The organism is Deminuibacter soli (genome assembly GCF_003412455.1).
Taxonomy (GTDB): domain Bacteria; phylum Bacteroidota; class Bacteroidia; order Chitinophagales; family Chitinophagaceae; genus Deminuibacter; species Deminuibacter soli.
In genome coordinates this window covers 335,067-353,690 of the sequence record NZ_QTJU01000003.1, presented here as the reverse complement: position 1 = coordinate 353,690, position 18,624 = coordinate 335,067, and the positions used below count along the sequence as shown (strand labels likewise).

The window sequence follows — 18,624 nt, the reverse complement described above, 5'->3', positions numbered from 1 at the left end:
AACAAATATGCACCCGGTTGCTGAAACCGGTATCCGTTGCGGGATCTTTATTCATGGTTGATTGATTGTCGGGGGTTACGAATGTGTGTGGTGACCGCTTTATGCGTGTCTTTTTACAGTAGGTTTTGGTAAATAATGCTGTTTCGTGCCTTGCGGCTTATTCATACAGTAGGTTGTGTTATTGAACAATAATGGTTGACTGCTGCAGCCTGCAATGCACGCCTGCAAAAGCCAGTATCTGCAGCACCTCATCCAGTGATGCGGTACGGGATATTTTACCGGTGATCTTTTTTGCCGGTACCCCGTTTTCGTATTGCACCGATACCTGGTACCAGCGGCTTAACTGCCGCATAATAGCCGCGATATCGTAGTGATCAAACTGGAACAGGCCATTTTTCCAGGCAATTGCTGCACTGCCATCCACTTCTCCGGTTTCCAGTTTTTCTTCGCCGTGGTGCTGCACGCTTTGGTTACCGGGATGCAGTACCACTTGTGCCTGACCGGTGCTTACCTGTACCGCGCCTTCGAGCAGGGTGGTGCGGGTGGCGTTTTCATCGGTGTAATCGTTTATGTTGAAATGTGTGCCCAGCACGGTTACGCGGCTGCCGGACAGCTGTACAACAAAAGGTTGTTTTGTTTGCTGTGCTACTTCAAAATACGCTTCGCCTGTTAAGGTCACTGTGCGTTCGCTGCCGGTAAAAGCAGTGGGGTAGTGCAGTGATGAGGCTGCATTGAGCCATACCTGTGTGCCATCCGGCAACTGTACATGGTACTGGCCGCCTGCAGGTGTTTGCAGGGTATTGTATACCGGTGCGGCTGTGTTGCCTGCTGTGGTATAGGCCAGCTCCCCGCTGTTCTTTTTCACAATACTGGCATTGCCCTGTTGCCCTATTACGCCCTGTTGCGCGTTGTTTAATTCAATGAGCGATCCGTCTGCCAGTGTTAACGTAGCCTTGTTGCTACCCGGGGTAATAACCACGGGTGCTTTTACGGTTGTTGTATTTACCGGTTGCTGTTTTGTGGCAAATAACCAGCCTGCTGCTGCCAGCACCAGCACTGCTGCTGCAGCATACCAGTAACGGTGGTTTTTTCTGCGAATAGGCACTACTGTACTGCTGTGTGTGGTATTACCCAATATGGTGCACAACAGTGCGTCTGCTTTTTCTTTGGTAAAGGGCGTATCTGCACCGGTATGCTGCAGTTGCTCCCAATATTGTTTCAGCTGGCAGGCAATCGTTTCATCGTTCTCGTTTATATCAAGCAGCGCAAACAACTCCTGCTGCTCTTCGCCGGTTGCCGTTTGGGCGTAATAACGTTCAAACAGCCATACCAGCCGGTTATTCGTGGTCATGTTACTCGTATTAAGCCGGTAAACAATCGGCATGCTATAGAAAGGACATTCGCCACTGTAAAAAAGTAGCTATGCCCTGTGAAATATTTTTTAATTTTTTAACAGCAGCAGCACAATAGTCATCAGGTGACTGTTCTTCCGCACATAACTGGTAATGGAATCTACTGCCCGCTGCATATATTTTTTTACCGTACTCAGGGTAATGCCCATGTTTTCGGCAATTTCGGCCTGCTTCATTTTTTCGCGGCGGCTCAGCAGGTATACTTTCTGCTGTTGCGGGGGCAGCTGGGCTATGGCTTCATCAATAAGGGTATGGTAAAAAGCAGTTTCGTCATCTGCCGCATCGTGTGCTGCCGTATGGTAGTATTGTTGTTTGATGTTTTGTTCGCGCGCCATCTTCTTTAATGCATTCAGCGAAAGGTTCCTGGCCATCACCCATACAAAGGCTTTAAAACTCTGGATGCCGGTAAGTGATTCCCGGCCCATCCATATTTTCAGGAATACATCCTGTACAATTTCTTCGGTAACCGGGAGTGAACGCGTTATTTTAAACACATGGGTACACAACAGGGGATAGTAGGCATGAAACAGGCTGGCAAAAGCTGCTTCATCGCCGTTGGCCGCCGCTTGCATCAGGGTTTGTTCATTATGTACCGGAAAAATTGCTGACAATGTGTTCGGGGTATCAGTAAGTGAACTGGCAATATAGGCAATTCTTTAAAAAAATGTTAACCCCGGGTTGACTACTTTATCTTTCAGTATCTCCTGAAACTCTTGTTTGGCGGGCTTTTGAAAGAAGAACATTCAAACAGTCGTTTTAATGCCCCGGGTTTGCAGGCTTTATATGTATCTTTACGTAAGGTCTTTTCTTATGCTAAAAGTTTATGCTTACCAGATTGCTGACAGTATCGACATCAAACAGTTTAAAGCTGTTTTTACTGCCCCGATTTACCATGCCGATTCAGACGAACTGTTTTACCGCATAGAGGCGGAAAAGCTTATTTATGTGTTTAAATATGGCGTTGTTTGCCTGCTTAACCACAGCGAAGTGGAGATGACGGCCTTTATTAATTTGATCGGTCCTTACTGCAAAAACCTGTTCTCGCAACGACTGAGCGAAGAATTCGCTATTGAAACAGGAGCCACCCGCAACAATTTTGGCTACAACCTGCTGGAGCTGGCAGCTGCAGATGTTGACCGGCTGCGCCTGGTAATGCTAAATGTGTCACAATCTGTAGCACTGGATTATTATTCGCAGCAAACCAACCTGCTGCTCGAAGAAACCAATTACCATACGCAGATGCTGGAACGCAACGGCAAGCTGGACTTATCGGGCATCCATCTCAAAAAGTTTATTGGCCGAACGCTCAATTTAAAAAACAGGGTAGCCGGCAACCTGTACATATTCGATTCACCTGATGAAACCTGGGAAGACGAGGAACTGAATAAGCTGGATATTGGTTTGAAGAAAACATTCGACCTGCAGGCACGCTTCAGAACCATACAGGAGGGCTTGGAAATTGTAAAGGAAAACCTTGACCTGTTTAAAGACCTGCTGCAGTACCGCACCAGTGTAGTGCTGGAATGGATTGTAATTGCACTGATTTTTCTCGAAGTGATTAACCTGGTACTGGACAAACTGCGTCATATATTATAATGGTAGCATCACTTTACTGTAAACACATTGACTGGTGAATAGTGAATAGGCAATAGCGAATGATTTAGTGAGTGAGTGGGCAGTCAATGATGGTTTAAGGTTTAACGTTTGAAGTTTAAAGTTGGATTGGAGCGAAGGTTGGTTGCGGTGGGATTAAATGGTGCGACATTGGTTTGTTACAGTACCTTAAGGACGCTGTAACCCGCTGCTGGTACCGTTTTTTCACGGCAGGCAGGCTGTATTGCAGTGTAAACGGGCACTTTTCCACATTGTGATTAAAAAAATTGTTGGCAATAACATTCTTTCCCTTATTTTTATTGAACAAGCGGTGCGCGGAATAACAAGACGGTTATAAAAACGCCCGGAACATAGAAAAACATTGAATTTCCGGAAAATAGCTGTACCTGTTTGGTGTTGTTTTGAATAGAATATTTATTTTTGTTCCGCACCCTTAAAAAATGCTTACTAACCATTCAATATACCATCATGAACAAAGGAGAATTAATTGCAAAAATCGCTGAAGACGCTGGCATCTCTAAAAAACAAGCTGGTGAAGCACTGGATTCTTTCACAGAAGCAGTTGCTAAAACACTGAAAAAAGGTGACAAAGTAACCCTCGTTGGTTTCGGTACCTTCTCAGTATCTAAACGCGCAGCACGCACAGGCCGCAACCCGCAGACTGGCGCAGCGATCAAAATCAAAGCAAAAAAAGTAGCCCGCTTCAAAGCTGGTAAAGAACTGGCCGGAAAAATATAACCGGAACAATGTGATTAAGAGAAGGGTTGTCTTGCGACAACCTTTTTTTATGCCTGCTAGTGTTGGCTGTGGGGACACAGCCAACGGCCATGGCAAAAATAAAGAGCGCATCCGCGCTCTTTATTTCATGTAAGGCCCGCGCCGGTGTCCCACCGCGCGTTATCTTCAAACAAGTAGCGTGTGAGTGTTGGCTGTGGGGACACAGCCAACGGCCATGGGCAAAAAATAAAGAGCGCATCCGCGCTCTTTATTTTTAATATAGTGCCCGCGCCGGTGTCCCCACCGCGCGTTCTCTTTAAACAAGTAGCGTGTGAGTGTTGGCTGTGAGGACACAGCCAACGGCCATGGCAAAAATAAAGAGCGCATCCACGCTCTTTATTTCATGTAAGGCCCGCGCCGGTGTCCCCACCGCGCGTTCTCTTTAAACAAGTAGCGTGTGAATGTTGGCTGTGAGGACACAGCCAACGGCCATGGGCAAAAAATAAAGAGCGCATCCGCGCTCTTTATTTTTAATATAGTGCCCGCGCCGGTGTCCCACCGCGCGTTCTCTTCAAACAAGTAGCGTGTGAATGTTGGCTGTGAGGACACAGCCAACGGCCATGGGCAAAAAATAAAGAGCGCATCCGCGCTCTTTATTTTTAATATAGTGCCCGCGCCGGTGTCCCCACCGCGCGTTCTCTTCAAACAAGTAGCGTGTGAGTGTTGGCTGTGGGGACACAGCCAACGGCCATGGCAAAAAATAAAGAGCGCATCCACGCTCTTTATTTCATGTAAGGCCCGCGCCGGTGTCCCCACCGCGCGTTCTCTTTAAACAAGTAGCGTATGAGTGTTGGCTGTGAGGACACAGCCAACGGCAGGCAAAATAAAGAGCGCATCCGCGCTCTTTATTTTATTCACTATTGACTATTCACTACTCACCAGTCATCACTCACTACACAAAAAACTTCGTCACACCCGGCACTGCCACAGGATACAACCCATTGGCATCAGGCAGCACCGGCGGCTGCGCAGCAAAGTCGAACATTCTCGGGGCCAGGCTGATATTCGAGTTAATGGCTTTGTCCCACTCAACCTGCAAGCCTGAATAGGTAGCCATACGGCCGAGGATGGAAGTCATGGTACTTTTAGCACCGCGCTCTGCATCCTGGTAGCGGAACTCGCCTTTTGAAACAGCTTCAAACAACGCATCGTGTTCTGCCTGGTAAGGGCGGTTTTCTTTGGTGCGGTCAAACTGGTACAGCGGCTTGCCTTTAAGGTCGGTGATCAGGCCATCGCCGAAATATACACGGCCCTTGGTACCGGATATTAGTTCATCTACCTTACTCATGGTGCCTTTAATGTGGCGGCACTGACTATTTAAAATAGGGCCGTCAGCATATTGAAACTCCACATAGTGGTGATCGAATATTTCGCCGTAATCCTTGCCACGGCGTACTTCGCGGCCACCCATGCCCTGCGCTTTAACAGGGTAGCTGCCCACCGCCCAGTTAATCACATCCAGGTTGTGGATATGCTGTTCGGTGATATGATCGCCGCACAACCATACAAAGTAGTACCAGTTGCGCATCTGGTATTCCATCTCTGTTTGCCCGGCTTGCCTGGGACGTACCCATACGCCGTCATTGTTCCACCAGGCCTGTGCAGATACGATATCACCGATAGCGCCATCGTGTACACGCTTGATCAGTTCCAGGTATGAGTTCTGGTAACGGCGCTGCAAACCAACCACCACGTTCAGTTTTTTCTGCTTGGCAATCTGCGCGGCGGCCAGTACCTTCTGTACACCGGCAGGGTCGGTGGCTACCGGCTTTTCCATAAATATCTGTTTGCCCTGATTAACAGCTTCTTCAAAATGAATGGGCCTGAAACCCGGAGGCGTAGCAAGTATCACCACATCGGCGAGCGCCATGGCTTTTTTATACGCATCAAAACCGGTGAACTTGTTTTCCTCTTTTACCTGCACACGGTCTTTTTTATCCTCCAGCGCTTCGAGGATGCTGGTATAACTGGTGTCGAGCCGGTCTCTGAAAGCATCGGCCATGGCTACCAGCTGTACATTGTATTTGGTACTGAGTGCCTGTACGCAGGCGCCGGTACCGCGTCCGCCGCAGCCGATAAGGGCTACTTTAATTACATCGCTGGAGCCGGAAAAATAGTTGGCCCTGGATAACAGGGGAGCGGCGAGTAAAGCGCCTGCTGCAAGGGATGAGCTTTTTACAAAGTCTCTTCTGCTTTGGTCATGTTTGTTCGTCATATGGATGGCAAGTTTTACAATTTTTATTTTAATGAAAGAAATTGTGCGAAGAAGGCGTTCACTGCTTCAGGTGTAGGCTGTTGCAGCGGGCGCATAATACGGAAGCCGATGAATGGCGCATCGGCATTCCACCATTTGCTGCGCGGTATCTGCGGGTCGCGCTCGTTCCATTGCAGGTTCGATTTTAAACGGGCTGCGCTGCGCAGGGCAGTTGCATCGTCCCTGAAATTACCGCCGCGTAAGGTAATGGGATGCCTGGTAACCGGTGTTAATGCAGGGCTGGTGGTATGGTGCTGTATGCTGTCGAAATAATGCGCGCTGTACTGGTCAAGCGTCCATTCCGATACATTGCCTTCCATATCGTACAAACCCCAGGCATTGGGCTGTAATTGCTTTACAACATGGTATTTATTTTCACTGTTGCCATTGTACCAGCCATATTTTGATAACGACTTTTCATCGCTGCCATAATAATAGGCGGTTGAGCTGCCCGCCCTGCAGGCGTATTCCCATTCTGCTTCTGTAGGCAGGCGGTAAAAGATGCCTGTTTTTTTATACAGCCATTTGCAATACATCAATGCTGCATAGTTGCTCATGCTGTTGGCAGGGAAACCGCCGTCTTTACCCATACCCAAAGTAAAATCTATATAGGGCGGACTTGGTCTTGATATGCCGTCAGGCACCGGCTGCTGGTCTCTTGCTTCATCCTGGAACAGGATGTATTCATCATAGGTGGTTTCATGCTCTTCTATCCAGAACGCTGGCAGGGTAACAGTTGTAGCAGGCCCTTCTTCAGGTTGATGACCTGTTTCCTTTGCATTGCTGCCCATGGTAAAACTGCCTGCAGGTATGGCGATCATTTTAAAAGACACCCGTGTATTGGGTATACTTTGCACATAGGAGTGAAGGGTGTCTGCACCCTGCTGTGCAATAGCAGGTGTGGAACAGACAAGTAAAAAACAGCACGCATAAGCAATTAATACAACAGGGTGTTTCTTCATTTCGCTTCGTAGTTTTTAAAGTTGGGAGAACTGAATCTGATCATATGGCCGTCTTTTAATTCGGTAATAAGTAATGCGCTTCCCGGCATACCTGCAATAAGCTGCTGTGCCTGCGGTATGGGCAGTATACTGCAGGCGGTGGCCAGCCAGTCGGCCGTTGCACCGTCGTTGGCAATTACGGTTACATTGCGCTGAAACGTAACACCCATGCCGGTTGCAGGGTTTATAATGTGTGAATACTTTATGCCATTGTGCAATACATACTGGTATACATCTCCTGAAGTGGCAATGGCTTTGTTATGCAGTTGTACAAGGCCTGGTAACAATTCTTCCGTTTGTTCGGGCTCGTTAATACCGATATGCCAGCCCTGTTTGCCGGGAGGTGCGTCACCTGTTGCAAGGTCTCCGCCTGCATCGGCCATGGTGTAGGGAAAGCCCTGCGCCTTTAGATAATTTACCACATGCTGCGCAGCATAACCTTTGGCAATACCACCAAGATCGAGCTGCATGCCGGGCTGCTGCAGTTGCACGCCATGCAGCTTACGGTTTATGTGTATATAACGGTAACCGCAGTGTTGCAATGCTTCGCGCAGTTGCATGCTATCGGGAAATGTATGGGTCTTGCGTGCTTTGCGCCATAGCTTTACTGCAGGGCCAATGGTAATGTCGAAACTGCCCTTGCTGGTACGCGCAGCGTTGAGTGATTGTTGCAGTATATTATATAAGTGTGGCGATACCGGCATGTACTTCTTGCTTCCGCTGCTGCGGTTCAATGCACTAAGCTCACTGCTGTCGGTATAGTCACTGAATATCATATTCAGGGTGTCTACCTGCTTAAATGCAGCGGTGGCGGCCATTTCAGCCTTTAAAGAATCGTCACTGTAAATAGTAATAATAAAAGGAGAGCCCATTTTGGGCATGGTAAAACGGTAAGGTTTTACCACGGCAGCAACAAACGGCAGCAACAGGCAGGTGGCAAGATATTGAATCGTCATTCGTTGTTTTTGCTCCGTAATGAACACGGAAAATACGCGCTGAAAAAAATAAGTGTATGGTCTACAATATTTAAAAATATATTTTTTTAGTTTATCATCATCGCTATTGTTTTTAATTTTTTTTAACTACCTTAGTTCGTAAGTAACGATTGCCAAATACTTTTTAAATGTTGCTGCATATGAGAAAATACCTTCACACTACCACATCCACTAATCAACGATTTTCTTTCCGTCCCCTGGTGCCATAGATTCTGACGCGATAGTATTATGTTTTTTACTGCCCCAAAGGTGGTACGGATAACTGCATCTTAAAAATGCAAACGTTTGCGCACGAGTTTTAGTTATTTAAATTTCAAACGATATGCAATTGCCAAAACGATTGAAGAGCGTACTGCTGCTTCATGCCCTGCTGCTTGCCTGTCACTTTCTGCATGCCCAATCTACGGGCATTCCCGTGAGGGGGAGGGTCACAGACAGCAAAGATTCCGCTTTATCTAATGTTAGTATTATCGTGAAGGGTACCTCGAAAGGAACCACTTCCGATGCATCAGGCAACTTTAAACTCAACGTGCCAAACAGTAGTAGTGTGCTGCTTGTGACGTTTGTAGGTTATAAAGACCAGGAGCTGCCCGTTGGCTCCAACACCAGTTTCCATATACAGCTTACACCTTCTGCCGGGCAGCTGGAACAGATTGTGGTAGTAGGTTATGGTACACAGAAAAAAGTGACCGTAACAGGTGCGGTTGTTTCTGTAAAAGGTGCAGAGCTGGAGAAATCCCCCACCGTTAACTTATCCAACTCACTCGCAGGCCGTTTGCCCGGTATCACTGCCGTACAGGCCAGTGGTGAGCCCGGTTACGATGGTTCTACTATCCGTATCCGCGGTACCAATACCCTTGGTAACACGTCTGCACTGGTTGTAATAGATGGTGTGCCCGACAGGCCGGGTGGCATGGAGCGTTTAAACCCTGCAGACATCGAAAGCATGTCTGTACTGAAAGACGCATCTGCCGCCATCTACGGTGCAAGGGCCGCGAATGGCGTTATATTGATTACCACCAAACACGGTAAAAACGGCAAACCCAGTTTGTCGTACGACTACAACCAGGGCTGGGCGCAACCTACGCGCATCCCTAAAGTAGCCAATGCAACACAGTATGCAGAAATGAACAATGAGCTGGTGATGTACGATAACGTCAACGCCGGCGAATGGGAAACTGCATGGCCGCAGCTGGTAAAAAGCGGTTCGTATACCAAGAGCGATGGCGTGGTGGTGAATGCGCCGTATTCACCCGACGACATGAAAAAATACGCTGACGGATCTGATCCATGGGGGCATCCGAATACAGACTGGTTTAAAACCACACTCAAAAACTGGTCGCCGCAGTCACGCCATAACCTGCAGGTAAATGGTGGTTCAGATAACGTGCGTTACCTGGCATCACTCGGTTATACCAACCAGGACGGTTATTATAAAAACTCTGCAACAGGTTACAAACAATACGATTTCCGTTTGAACCTCGATGTAAAAGTAAACAAGTACATCAACGTAAGCCTGGGTGCAAGCGGCAGGGAAGAATACCGTTTCTATCCTACAGAAACAGCCGGCTCTATCTTCCGTATGATGATGCGTGGCAAACCCACCGAGCAGGAAGTATGGCCCAACGGCTTGCCCGGCCCGGATATTGAAAACGGGCAAAACCCGATTGTTATTACCACTAACCAAACCGGTTATGATAAAGACAAAAGGGATTACCTGTTAAGCAATGGTAAAGTAGAAATACAGATACCGGGTGTGCCGGGTTTAAAATTAACCGGTACTGCTTCTATCGATAAAGAAATTCAGCGTGTAAAAGACTGGCAAACGCCCTGGTACCTGTACTTCTGGGATAAAATCAGTTATGAAGCAGATGGCAAAACACCACTGCTCACCAAGTCTGTACGCAGTACCTACAGCGATCCGCGTTTAACACAATCTGATGATAACTTCCTCAACATCCTGTTGTCTGGTTTCTTAAACTACGATAAAACAATCGGCAGCCATACCATTAACCTGATGGCAGCTGTAACCAAGGAAAAAGACAACGAAGACAACTTCAATGGTTACCGCCGTTATTTCATTTCTACTGCGGTTGACCAGCTGTTTGCAGGTGGCGATCCTGAGAAAAACGCAAGCGGTGGTGCTTATGAAAGAGCACGTTTGAGTTATTTTGGCCGTGCTGCCTATAATTACAAGGAAAAATACCTGGCTGAATTCCTGTGGCGTTATGATGGTTCTTACCTGTTCCCTGAAAAAAGCCGCTTCGGTTTCTTCCCGGGTGTGCTGGCTGGCTGGCGTATTTCTGAAGAAAACTTCTTCAAAAACAATGTACGCTGGATGAACAACTTAAAGCTGCGTGCATCATGGGGACAAATGGGTAATGACCAGGTTTACTTTAATGGTGTACTGCAGGAATACCAATACCTCGGTACCTATCCTTTCGGCAGCTATGTGGTGGACAACAACGTAGCGCGCACCCTGGCTTATACACGTGTACCCAACCCTGATTTTACCTGGGAAGTTGCGAACAACAGCGACATAGGTATCGAGGGTTCATTGCTCGACAGCAGGCTGAGTTTTGAATTTGATTACTTCATCAACAAACGTAATAAAATACTGATCCAGAAACAGGGATCAACACCGGCCAGCAGTGGTATTGCCAACCTGCTGCCACCTGTTAACATGGGCAGACTGCAGAACAAAGGTTATGAGTTTAAAGTAAGTTATGCCGGTGACATTGGCCGTGATTTCCGTTACAACGTAAGTGTGAACGGCGGTTATGCCAAAAACAAGATCCTTTACTGGGATGAAGCGCCCGGTGCACCTGAATGGCAGAAATCAACCAACCATCCTTTCGGCAGCAACGGCAGAACTTACCTGGCCTACCAATATGATGGTGTATTTACAGACGTGAAAGACATTGCAGCCAGCAAACTGGACTACAGTGCATTGTCAAGCGATCTGAAACCCGGCGACATGAAGTTTAAGGATATCAACGGCGATGGTAAAATTGATGCCAACGACCAGGTAGCGCTTGACAAGACACGTGACCCGACGTTTACCGGTGGTGTAAATATCAACCTGAGCTACAAAGGCTTTGACGCAACCATCCTGTTCCAGGGTGCAACCGGCGGCCTGCTGTATTTTGGTACAGAATCAGGTGATATCGGCAACTACCTCAAATACTCTTACGATCACCAGTGGACAGTAGACAACCATAGCAGTGTTGATCCGCGCATTGCCAACAGGGGTAACACCTATTACACCGGTGGCGCTGCTGCCTTGAACACGTACTTTTTGCGCAACAGCGATTACCTGCGTTTGAAAAACCTTGAACTGGGTTATACAGTACCTGCCGGTTTGCTGAAAAAAGCAGGCATCAACAACCTGCGTGTTTATGTAAGCGGTTTAAACCTCATTACATGGGATAAGATGAAAATCTACGATCCGGAATCAACCAGCAGCAATGGCCAGTACTATCCCCAGTCCAGGATATGGAGCGTTGGAGGACGCATCACTTTTTAAAACGCATTATTATGAAGCTTACATACAAACATCCAATACACATATTGCTGCTTGCAGGCATCACCTTCAATGCGTGTAAGAAAGACTTTCTGAATACCAAACCGCTGGGTGAAGTGCAGGCAACAGACGTATGGAAAGATCCCGCGCTCACTGAAGCATTTGTTACAGATATTTACAATGGCCTCGGCAACGGCGGTCTTGATGAACAGGAATTGTCTTCCCTGTCAGATGAGGCCGTGTTTACACACTCCGGCCGTGGCATCAACGTGGTAAATGAAGGCACGCTCGGGCCCTCGAACCTGGGCTGGGTAAGTGAAACTTATATGTGGGGTATTGCCGGCGATAACAAAGACATGTACACCAAAATCGGCGGTGCCAACCTCGCGCTGGAACAGTTGCCAACCGTAACTTTCCCCGATACTGCACTGGTACACCGCCTGCAGGGTGAGCTGCATTTTTTACGCGCCTATTATTACCACCAGCTGGTGCGTTATTATGGAGGCGTGCCTATTGTTAAAAAATCGTACAACCTTAACCAGGATTATTCTATCGTGCGCAGTTCATTTGAAGATTGCGTGAACTTTATCACAACGGAATGTGATTCCGCCGTAATGCTGCTGAGCGGCCGCAACATGGCGCTGGGCAGGGCCAATGCCAATGCAGCACTGGCTTTAAAAGCACGCATACTGCTGTATGCAGCAAGCGATCTGCACGACATGCCGACTGCCAAGTCAAAATCACCCGTTATTGCGGCTTATGCCAATCCCGAACTGCTCGGTTATGTGAGCGGTGACCGTGTAGCACGCTGGCAAAAAGCATATGATGCTGCACTGGCAGTGATCAATGCTGCGCCTGCTGCAGGTTATAAACTCAACCTCACTGCGCCGGTAAGCGCTGAGGAAGGCCGTAAAAACTATGTGTCCCTCTCAATGGGCGGCGGTAGTAAATACAAGGAAGTTGATGGTTCTGCCGCAAGCGAACTGTTGTTCCTGAGAAGTTTTACTGCCAATATCGACGACGGTGGCAAACAGGTAGGTTTACACAACGGGCCTAACGGTTACCACAACTGGGCAGGCAATACACCTATCCAGCAACTGGTAGATGATTATGAATACATGGACAGTACAGATGCCGGCAACCCCAAAGCAGTGAAGTTTGACTGGAACAACACTACGCAAGCCGCTGCACCTTACAAAAACAGGGATCCGCGCTTTTATGCAAGCATTATGTATGATGGCGCACCATGGAAACCACGTAACCTTATTTCAGGTAACGTAGACCCTGCCAGCCAGATACAAACCGGTAGCTATGAAACTGCCAAAGGCATGCTGCCCGGCCTGGATACCCGCCAGAGCTCAATCGAAAACTGGAACGGCAGCTGGACAGGTTATTACATGCGCAAGTTCATTGACCCGGATCCTACACTGGTAGACAATACTACGCGCCAGCTGATTCCATGGCCTTTCTTCCGCTATACGGAAGCCGTGCTGAACCTGGCTGAAGCAGCGATAGAACTGGGTCGTGATGAGGAAGCCAGGAGCTGGCTGAACAAGATCCGCTTCCGTGCGGGTATGCCTGCATTAACTGAAAGTGGCGATGCATTGCGCCAGCGTTACCGCAACGAAAGAAGGGTAGAGCTGGTATATGAAGAACACCGCTATCATGATGCACGCAGGTGGATGATTGCGCCGGAAACACTGGGCAGGAAAATCAAGTTTATCAATATAACCGGTAAGCTGAAACCCGGTGCCACAGCGCCATCGCCTTACAAACATGATGAAAGCGTGTACACTTACACGTATAAACCACAGGAAGATGTATCGCTCGAAAACAGGCAATGGCTGGATAAAATGTACTTCAGGCCTATTTCACGTGATGAAATGAATAAAAACACTAAACTGGTGCAAAACCCCGGTTATTGATGCGTTGAAAATTTGAGTTTGACAAGGGTCCCGCAAGGGATCCTTGTCTTTGTTTATATACCCCGCTGTATTTCGGATACAATGCAATATCTTACCGGTAAAAATTGCCTTTTGAAACGATTGACTTTCCTCTGTGTTACAGCATGGCTGCTGTCGCTGTATGCCTGCAGCAATAACAGTCACCAGGCTGCCGATGCCGATACTGTACACTTATTTACCCTGCTCACGCCCGAACAAACCCATGTTGATTTTGCCAATACACTCACCGAGGGCATCAACACCAACGTACTGCTGTACGAATATTTTTACAATGGCGGTGGTGTTGCTGCCGGTGATGTAAACAATGATGGCCTGCAGGATCTGTATTTCTCGGGCAACATGACCGACAATAAGCTTTATCTCAACAAGGGCAATATGCAGTTCGCCGATATTACTGCCGCAGCAGGTGTTGCAGGCAGGCCTGGTCCCTGGAAAACAGGCGTAACCATGGCCGATGTAAACGGCGATGGTAAAACCGATATTTTTGTTTGTTACTCCGGCAAGGTAAGAGGGGAGAAACGCGTGCACCAGCTGTTTATCAACAATGGCAACGACGCAGCAGGCACACCACATTTTACCGAACAGGCTGCGCAATATGGCCTGGCCGATTCTGCCTACAGCACACAGGCTTTTTTCTTTGATTATGACAGGGATGGCGATCTTGATGCCTTTATGCTTAACCATAATCCCTCGTCGCTGCGTGTATTGGATGAAGCTGCCACAGCCGCCCTGCTGAAAGAAGATGATCTTAATTCAGGATTGCGTTTATACCGCAACGACCACAACCATTTTACTGATGTAACCAGGCAATCGGGTATTCAAAGCTCTGCATTATCGTATGGGCTGGGTGCAGGCATTGCAGACATCAATGGCGATGGCTGGCCAGATATCTATGTGTCCAACGACTATACCGTGCCTGACTATCTTTATATCAACAATCACAACGGCACTTTTACCGATAAGCTGCAGCAAACCGTAGGGCATACCAGCCAGTTCAGCATGGGCAACGATGTGGCAGACATCAACAACGATGGCCTGCCCGATATTTATACACTTGATATGCTGCCTGAAGACAACCACCGGCAAAAACTGCTCACTGCCCCGGATAATTATGAGAAATTTGAACTGAACCTGCGCACCGGCTTTTATTACCAGTATATGCGCAACATGCTGCAGGTAAACAATGGTGACGGCAGTTTCAGCGAAACCGGGCAGTTCTCCGGCATATCCAATACAGACTGGAGCTGGGCGCCGCTGTTTGCCGATTTTGACAACGATGGCTTAAAAGACCTCTTCGTAAGCAATGGCTTTACCCGCGATTATACCAACCTGGATTTTGTAAAATACATGAACGATTATGTGCAGGGCAGGGGACACATGAGCCGTGCCGATGTGCTGGAATTGCTGAAGCACATACCTTCCAGCAACGTGGTGAACTACCTGTATAAGAACAACGGCAACCTAAAGTTCAGCAATGCCAGCCGGCAATGGGGCATGCAGCTGCCCTCGAACAGCAATGGTGCGGCTTATGCCGATCTCGATAACGATGGAGATCTTGACCTCGTGATCAACAACATTAACCAGCCTGCTTTTATTTACCGCAATGATGCAGACAAACAGCTGCATCACCACTACCTGGATGTGCAATTGAAAGGTGCGGGCGCCAATACACAGGGACTAGGCAGCAAACTGCGCCTGTGGGCAGGCGGGCAGCAGCAACTGCTGGAGCAGATGCCTGCGCGTGGTTACCAGAGTACGGTTTCGCCTGTGCTGCATTTCGGTCTTGGCAAGGTTGCCACCATCGATTCATTGCAGGTACAATGGCCCAATGGTAAAACGCAATTGCTGCGTGCACCAAAGCCTGACCAGCTGCTTGCGCTGAAGGAAACAGATGCCCTTACCACAGCCACCACACAGCAGGTGGTACGCGCTGTATATAAACAGGTGGCTGCACCGGTGGCATATGCGCCGCCAACAGATGCCATCAACGATTTTAAACGGCAACCGCTGCTCATTAACCCGCTTTCGTTTAACGGCCCCTGCATGGCCAAAGCAGATGTGAACGGTGATAAACTGGAAGACATTTACATTGGCGGCGGCAGCGGTAATGCCGGCATACTGTACCTGCAACAGGCCAACGGCAGCTTTAAACGCCAGCCACAGCCTGCATTTGAAGCCGCACATGCACAGGAAGATGCAGCTGCAGTGTTCTTTGACGCCAATGGCGATGGCTATGCCGACTTATATGTAGCCAGCGGCGGTTACCACAATTATATACCCGGCGATACACTGCTGCAGGACAGGTTGTACCTGAACAATGGCAAAGGACAGTTTACGCAAAATAATACTGCATTACCCGCCATGTACAGCGCCAAAAGCTGTGTGGCAGCTGCTGATGTAAATGGTGATGGTTTTACCGATTTGTTTGTAGGCGCAAGGGTAATACCCGGTCGCTATCCCGAAACGCCGGAAAGCTACCTGCTGCTGAACAATGGCAAGGGGCAGTTTACCAATGCTATCGCAACAATAGCACCTGCACTGCAGAAAGCAGGCATGATCACAGATGCAGCTTTTACAGACCTCAACAACGACAAACTGCCCGACCTGGTGGTGGCAGGTGAATGGATGCCGGTGAGCATTTTTATCAACCGGAACAAACAACTGCAAAACAGCACCAGCCAGTATTTCACCGAACCGCTCAGCGGCTGGTGGAACAAACTGCTGGTAACTGATATCAACAACGATGGCCATCCCGACCTCGTGATCGGCAACCAGGGATTGAACACCCAATGCCGCGCCAGCACCAAAGAACCGGCTGAACTGTACTATAAAGATTTCGATGATAACGGTGCCATAGATCCCATACTGTGTTTTTACATACAAGGCAAAACTTATCCCTATGTAACCCGTGATGAACTGCTGGATCAGATGAGCATGATGCGTACCCGCTTCACCGGTTATGCTGCTTTTGCAGATGCCACACTTACCGATGTGTTTACAGCAGATGAGCTGAAAGGCGCAGGTCACCTGCAGGCCAATACACTGGCCACCACCTGTTTGCTGAACAACGGCAAAGGTGGCTTTACACAAGTGACCTTACCGGTGCAGGCACAGCTTTCGCCTGTATTCACTATTACTGCGCTGGATTACGACAACGATGGCAAACAAGACCTGTTGTTATGTGGCAACTGTAACCATGCCAGGCTTCGTTTTGGTAAGTATGATGCCAACTATGGCGTTTTACTGCACGGCGATGGCAAGGGTGGCTTTACCTATATCAACCAGCCACAGTCAGGTTTTCATTTAAAGGGAGATGTACGCAGCGTGTTAAACCTGGGCAATCTTTTATTATTCGGCATCAACCATCAGCCGCTTACCGCATACAGTATACAACATGATTAAACGATACTGGTTCTATATTTTTTGTGCCGCTATCGGCATGCAGTCTTGCAAGCCCAAGCCATTGGCTAAAGAAGCACTCGGCCCGGCAAACATCAGCCATGTAATCACTGCCATGACCGATATCATGGTGCACGATATTACCAACCCGCCGCTGGCAGCGCGTTTTTTTGCCTACAGTTGTCTTTCAGGTTATGAAGTAATTGTGCAGAACAGCGATGGTTACCACAGCATGTACAACCGCTTGCATGGTTATCCGCAAATCGGCAAACCCGATTCCATACAAGGTTATGCCGTGCAGTTAAGCGCCTTGCTGGCCATGCTGGAAACAGCGCAGAAAATGCAGCCTTCCGGTAAACAGCTGGCCGCGTATGAGCAGCAATTACTGGATTCATGCAGCCGCATAGGCTATACAGCAACACAACTGCAGCAATCGCAGCGGTATGCCAGGTACATCAGCAAGGCTGTGCTGGCCTATGCCAGGGCAGACGGCTATAACAAAATCAGCAATTACGCACGTTATACGCCGGTAAATAAACCTGGCACCTGGTATCCTACACCGCCGGCTTTTTTGCCTGCTGTAGAGCCTTATTTTAAAACCGTACGCACCTTTGTGCTCGATTCATCGGCGCAGTGCAAACCCGTTCCGCCAATAGCCTATTCAGCAGCGCCGTCTTCTGCTTTTTACAAACTGATGCAGCTGAACTATACAGAAGGCAAGACACTGCCGGCTGAACACCGCGTAATTGCTGCGTTCTGGGATTGCAATCCCTTTGCAGTAGAAGATGACGGGCATTTGCAGATGGCCCTGAAAAAGATTTCGCCCGGCGCGCACTGGCTGGGCATTGCCGGTATTGCATGCATACAGGCAAAGAAAGATTTCGCACAAAGCATGCAGGTGATGACGATGGTGGCAATTGGCTTAACGGATGGTTTTATTTCATGCTGGGACGAGAAGTACCGCAGCAACCGCATACGCCCCGAAACAGCCATACGCCGGCACATTGATGTTAACTGGCGGCCCTTGCTGCAAACACCGCCTTTTCCTGAGTACCCGAGCGGCCACTCGGTAATATCGGCAGCTGCAGCCTGTATTCTCACACATTATTTTGGTGAACAGTTCGCGTATAAAGACAGTGTGGAGCAGTCTTACGGCTTGCCGCCGCGTTCCTTTACTTCGTTTCAGCAGGCAGCCGAAGAAGCGGCCATCTCACGCGTGTATGGTGGTATTCATTTTAAAGATGCAGCAGACAATGGACTGATACAGGGAAAAAAAGCCGGTGAACTGGTATGGGCCAGGCTGGGTACAACGCAATAAAAAACCGGCAGTGTGTTACTGCCGGTTTATCTTATCTGAATTCATGGTATTTCCGGATGCCTTCCCAGATAGCTGCTTTCAGCTCTATATCTTCCTTGTTGCAGGAGATACCCTTCTCCGGGGAATACTGGATGTAATGCTCCTCGTAATACTTCTTCAATAAATGTTCATCTGAAATAAATGCAAAGAAATGAAAAGGTAATTCGCTGCTCACATGATTAACTGATGCGGTGTACTCTTTTCCGCCAAATGCAAAACGCACTTCATACGGAACGTTGTCGTATTGTCTCAGCATAAATCCTGGGGTTTAAGGTTATCTTAAAGTTAAGTATTTGTGTTGAAACTTTAATGTATTTATGCTGACTTT

At 48.3% G+C, this 18,624-nt stretch carries 12 protein-coding genes; 6 read left to right on the top strand and 6 right to left on the bottom strand.

From position 1 onward, the window contains the following. Positions 1-178: 178 nt before the first annotated feature. Together DXN05_RS11810 and DXN05_RS11805 are read right to left on the bottom strand one after the other, a co-directional pair. Positions 179-1,351 (bottom strand): FecR family protein, encoded by a 1,173-nt coding sequence (locus DXN05_RS11810; protein WP_158559221.1) that lies wholly within the window; start codon positions 1,349-1,351, stop codon positions 179-181. Between the two features lie 90 nt (positions 1,352-1,441). Then, entirely contained in the window at positions 1,442-1,984 is a 543-nt protein-coding gene (locus tag DXN05_RS11805; RefSeq protein ID WP_147313901.1) for an RNA polymerase sigma factor, read from the bottom strand. 238 nt (positions 1,985-2,222) lie between these two features. On the opposite strand from DXN05_RS11805, the gene DXN05_RS11800 reads away from it, so the two are divergent. Continuing rightward, positions 2,223-3,008, top strand: coding sequence for an RMD1 family protein (locus tag DXN05_RS11800; RefSeq protein ID WP_116847445.1), 786 nt, complete (start codon positions 2,223-2,225; stop codon positions 3,006-3,008). A gap of 486 nt (positions 3,009-3,494) precedes the next feature. Next, positions 3,495-3,764: an HU family DNA-binding protein gene (locus tag DXN05_RS11795; RefSeq protein WP_116847444.1), complete on the top strand. Its 270-nt coding sequence runs from the start codon at positions 3,495-3,497 to the stop codon at positions 3,762-3,764. Positions 3,765-4,695: 931 nt separating this feature from the next. Here the strand turns inward: DXN05_RS11795 and DXN05_RS11790 are convergent. The 3 genes from DXN05_RS11790 to DXN05_RS11780 are packed head-to-tail and all read right to left on the bottom strand — an operon-like array spanning position 4,696 to position 8,014. Then, positions 4,696-6,018: a Gfo/Idh/MocA family protein gene (locus DXN05_RS11790; RefSeq protein WP_116847443.1), complete on the bottom strand. Its 1,323-nt coding sequence runs from the start codon at positions 6,016-6,018 to the stop codon at positions 4,696-4,698. 23 nt (positions 6,019-6,041) lie between these two features. Then, positions 6,042-7,019 (bottom strand): formylglycine-generating enzyme family protein, encoded by a 978-nt coding sequence (locus DXN05_RS11785; protein ID WP_116847442.1) that lies wholly within the window; start codon positions 7,017-7,019, stop codon positions 6,042-6,044. Then, the gene (locus tag DXN05_RS11780) at positions 7,016-8,014 is read right to left on the bottom strand and encodes an FAD:protein FMN transferase (protein WP_116847441.1); all 999 of its coding nucleotides are present in this window, start codon (positions 8,012-8,014) and stop codon (positions 7,016-7,018) included. The genes DXN05_RS11785 and DXN05_RS11780 overlap by 4 nt, the downstream gene beginning before the upstream one ends. 361 nt (positions 8,015-8,375) lie before the next feature. Between DXN05_RS11780 and DXN05_RS11775 the strand changes: the two genes are divergently transcribed. The 4 genes from DXN05_RS11775 to DXN05_RS11760 all read left to right on the top strand — a co-directional run bounded on the left by DXN05_RS11775 (position 8,376) and on the right by DXN05_RS11760 (position 18,257). Beyond that, positions 8,376-11,579, top strand: coding sequence for a SusC/RagA family TonB-linked outer membrane protein (locus DXN05_RS11775; protein WP_116847440.1), 3,204 nt, complete (start codon positions 8,376-8,378; stop codon positions 11,577-11,579). Between the two features lie 11 nt (positions 11,580-11,590). Further along, the gene (locus DXN05_RS11770) at positions 11,591-13,501 is read left to right on the top strand and encodes a RagB/SusD family nutrient uptake outer membrane protein (RefSeq protein ID WP_116847439.1); all 1,911 of its coding nucleotides are present in this window, start codon (positions 11,591-11,593) and stop codon (positions 13,499-13,501) included. 111 nt (positions 13,502-13,612) lie between these two features. Beyond that, entirely contained in the window at positions 13,613-16,942 is a 3,330-nt protein-coding gene (locus DXN05_RS11765) for a VCBS repeat-containing protein (RefSeq protein ID WP_245975191.1), read from the top strand. After that, positions 16,935-18,257 (top strand): vanadium-dependent haloperoxidase, encoded by a 1,323-nt coding sequence (locus DXN05_RS11760; protein WP_245975190.1) that lies wholly within the window; start codon positions 16,935-16,937, stop codon positions 18,255-18,257. The genes DXN05_RS11765 and DXN05_RS11760 overlap by 8 nt, the downstream gene beginning before the upstream one ends. A gap of 31 nt (positions 18,258-18,288) precedes the next feature. Here DXN05_RS11760 and DXN05_RS11755 read toward each other — a convergent pair whose 3' ends face one another. Next, the gene (locus DXN05_RS11755; RefSeq protein WP_116847437.1) at positions 18,289-18,552 is read right to left on the bottom strand and encodes a hypothetical protein; all 264 of its coding nucleotides are present in this window, start codon (positions 18,550-18,552) and stop codon (positions 18,289-18,291) included. Between the last annotated feature and the right edge of the window lie 72 nt (positions 18,553-18,624).

What these genes read in the sequence shown, in the direction of transcription:
- DXN05_RS11790 (WP_116847443.1), bottom strand. Translation starts at nt 6,018, where the DNA reads ATGACGAACAAACATGACCAAAGCAGAAGAGACTTTGTAAAAAGCTCA.
- DXN05_RS11760 (WP_245975190.1), top strand. Translation starts at nt 16,935, where the DNA reads ATGATTAAACGATACTGGTTCTATATTTTTTGTGCCGCTATCGGCATG.
- DXN05_RS11770 (WP_116847439.1), top strand. Translation starts at nt 11,591, where the DNA reads ATGAAGCTTACATACAAACATCCAATACACATATTGCTGCTTGCAGGC.
- DXN05_RS11805 (WP_147313901.1), bottom strand. Translation starts at nt 1,984, where the DNA reads ATGCAAGCGGCGGCCAACGGCGATGAAGCAGCTTTTGCCAGCCTGTTT.
- DXN05_RS11755 (WP_116847437.1), bottom strand. Translation starts at nt 18,552, where the DNA reads ATGCTGAGACAATACGACAACGTTCCGTATGAAGTGCGTTTTGCATTT.
- DXN05_RS11800 (WP_116847445.1), top strand. Translation starts at nt 2,223, where the DNA reads ATGCTAAAAGTTTATGCTTACCAGATTGCTGACAGTATCGACATCAAA.
- DXN05_RS11810 (WP_158559221.1), bottom strand. Translation starts at nt 1,351, where the DNA reads ATGACCACGAATAACCGGCTGGTATGGCTGTTTGAACGTTATTACGCC.
- DXN05_RS11795 (WP_116847444.1), top strand. Translation starts at nt 3,495, where the DNA reads ATGAACAAAGGAGAATTAATTGCAAAAATCGCTGAAGACGCTGGCATC.
- DXN05_RS11775 (WP_116847440.1), top strand. Translation starts at nt 8,376, where the DNA reads ATGCAATTGCCAAAACGATTGAAGAGCGTACTGCTGCTTCATGCCCTG.
- DXN05_RS11780 (WP_116847441.1), bottom strand. Translation starts at nt 8,014, where the DNA reads ATGACGATTCAATATCTTGCCACCTGCCTGTTGCTGCCGTTTGTTGCT.
- DXN05_RS11785 (WP_116847442.1), bottom strand. Translation starts at nt 7,019, where the DNA reads ATGAAGAAACACCCTGTTGTATTAATTGCTTATGCGTGCTGTTTTTTA.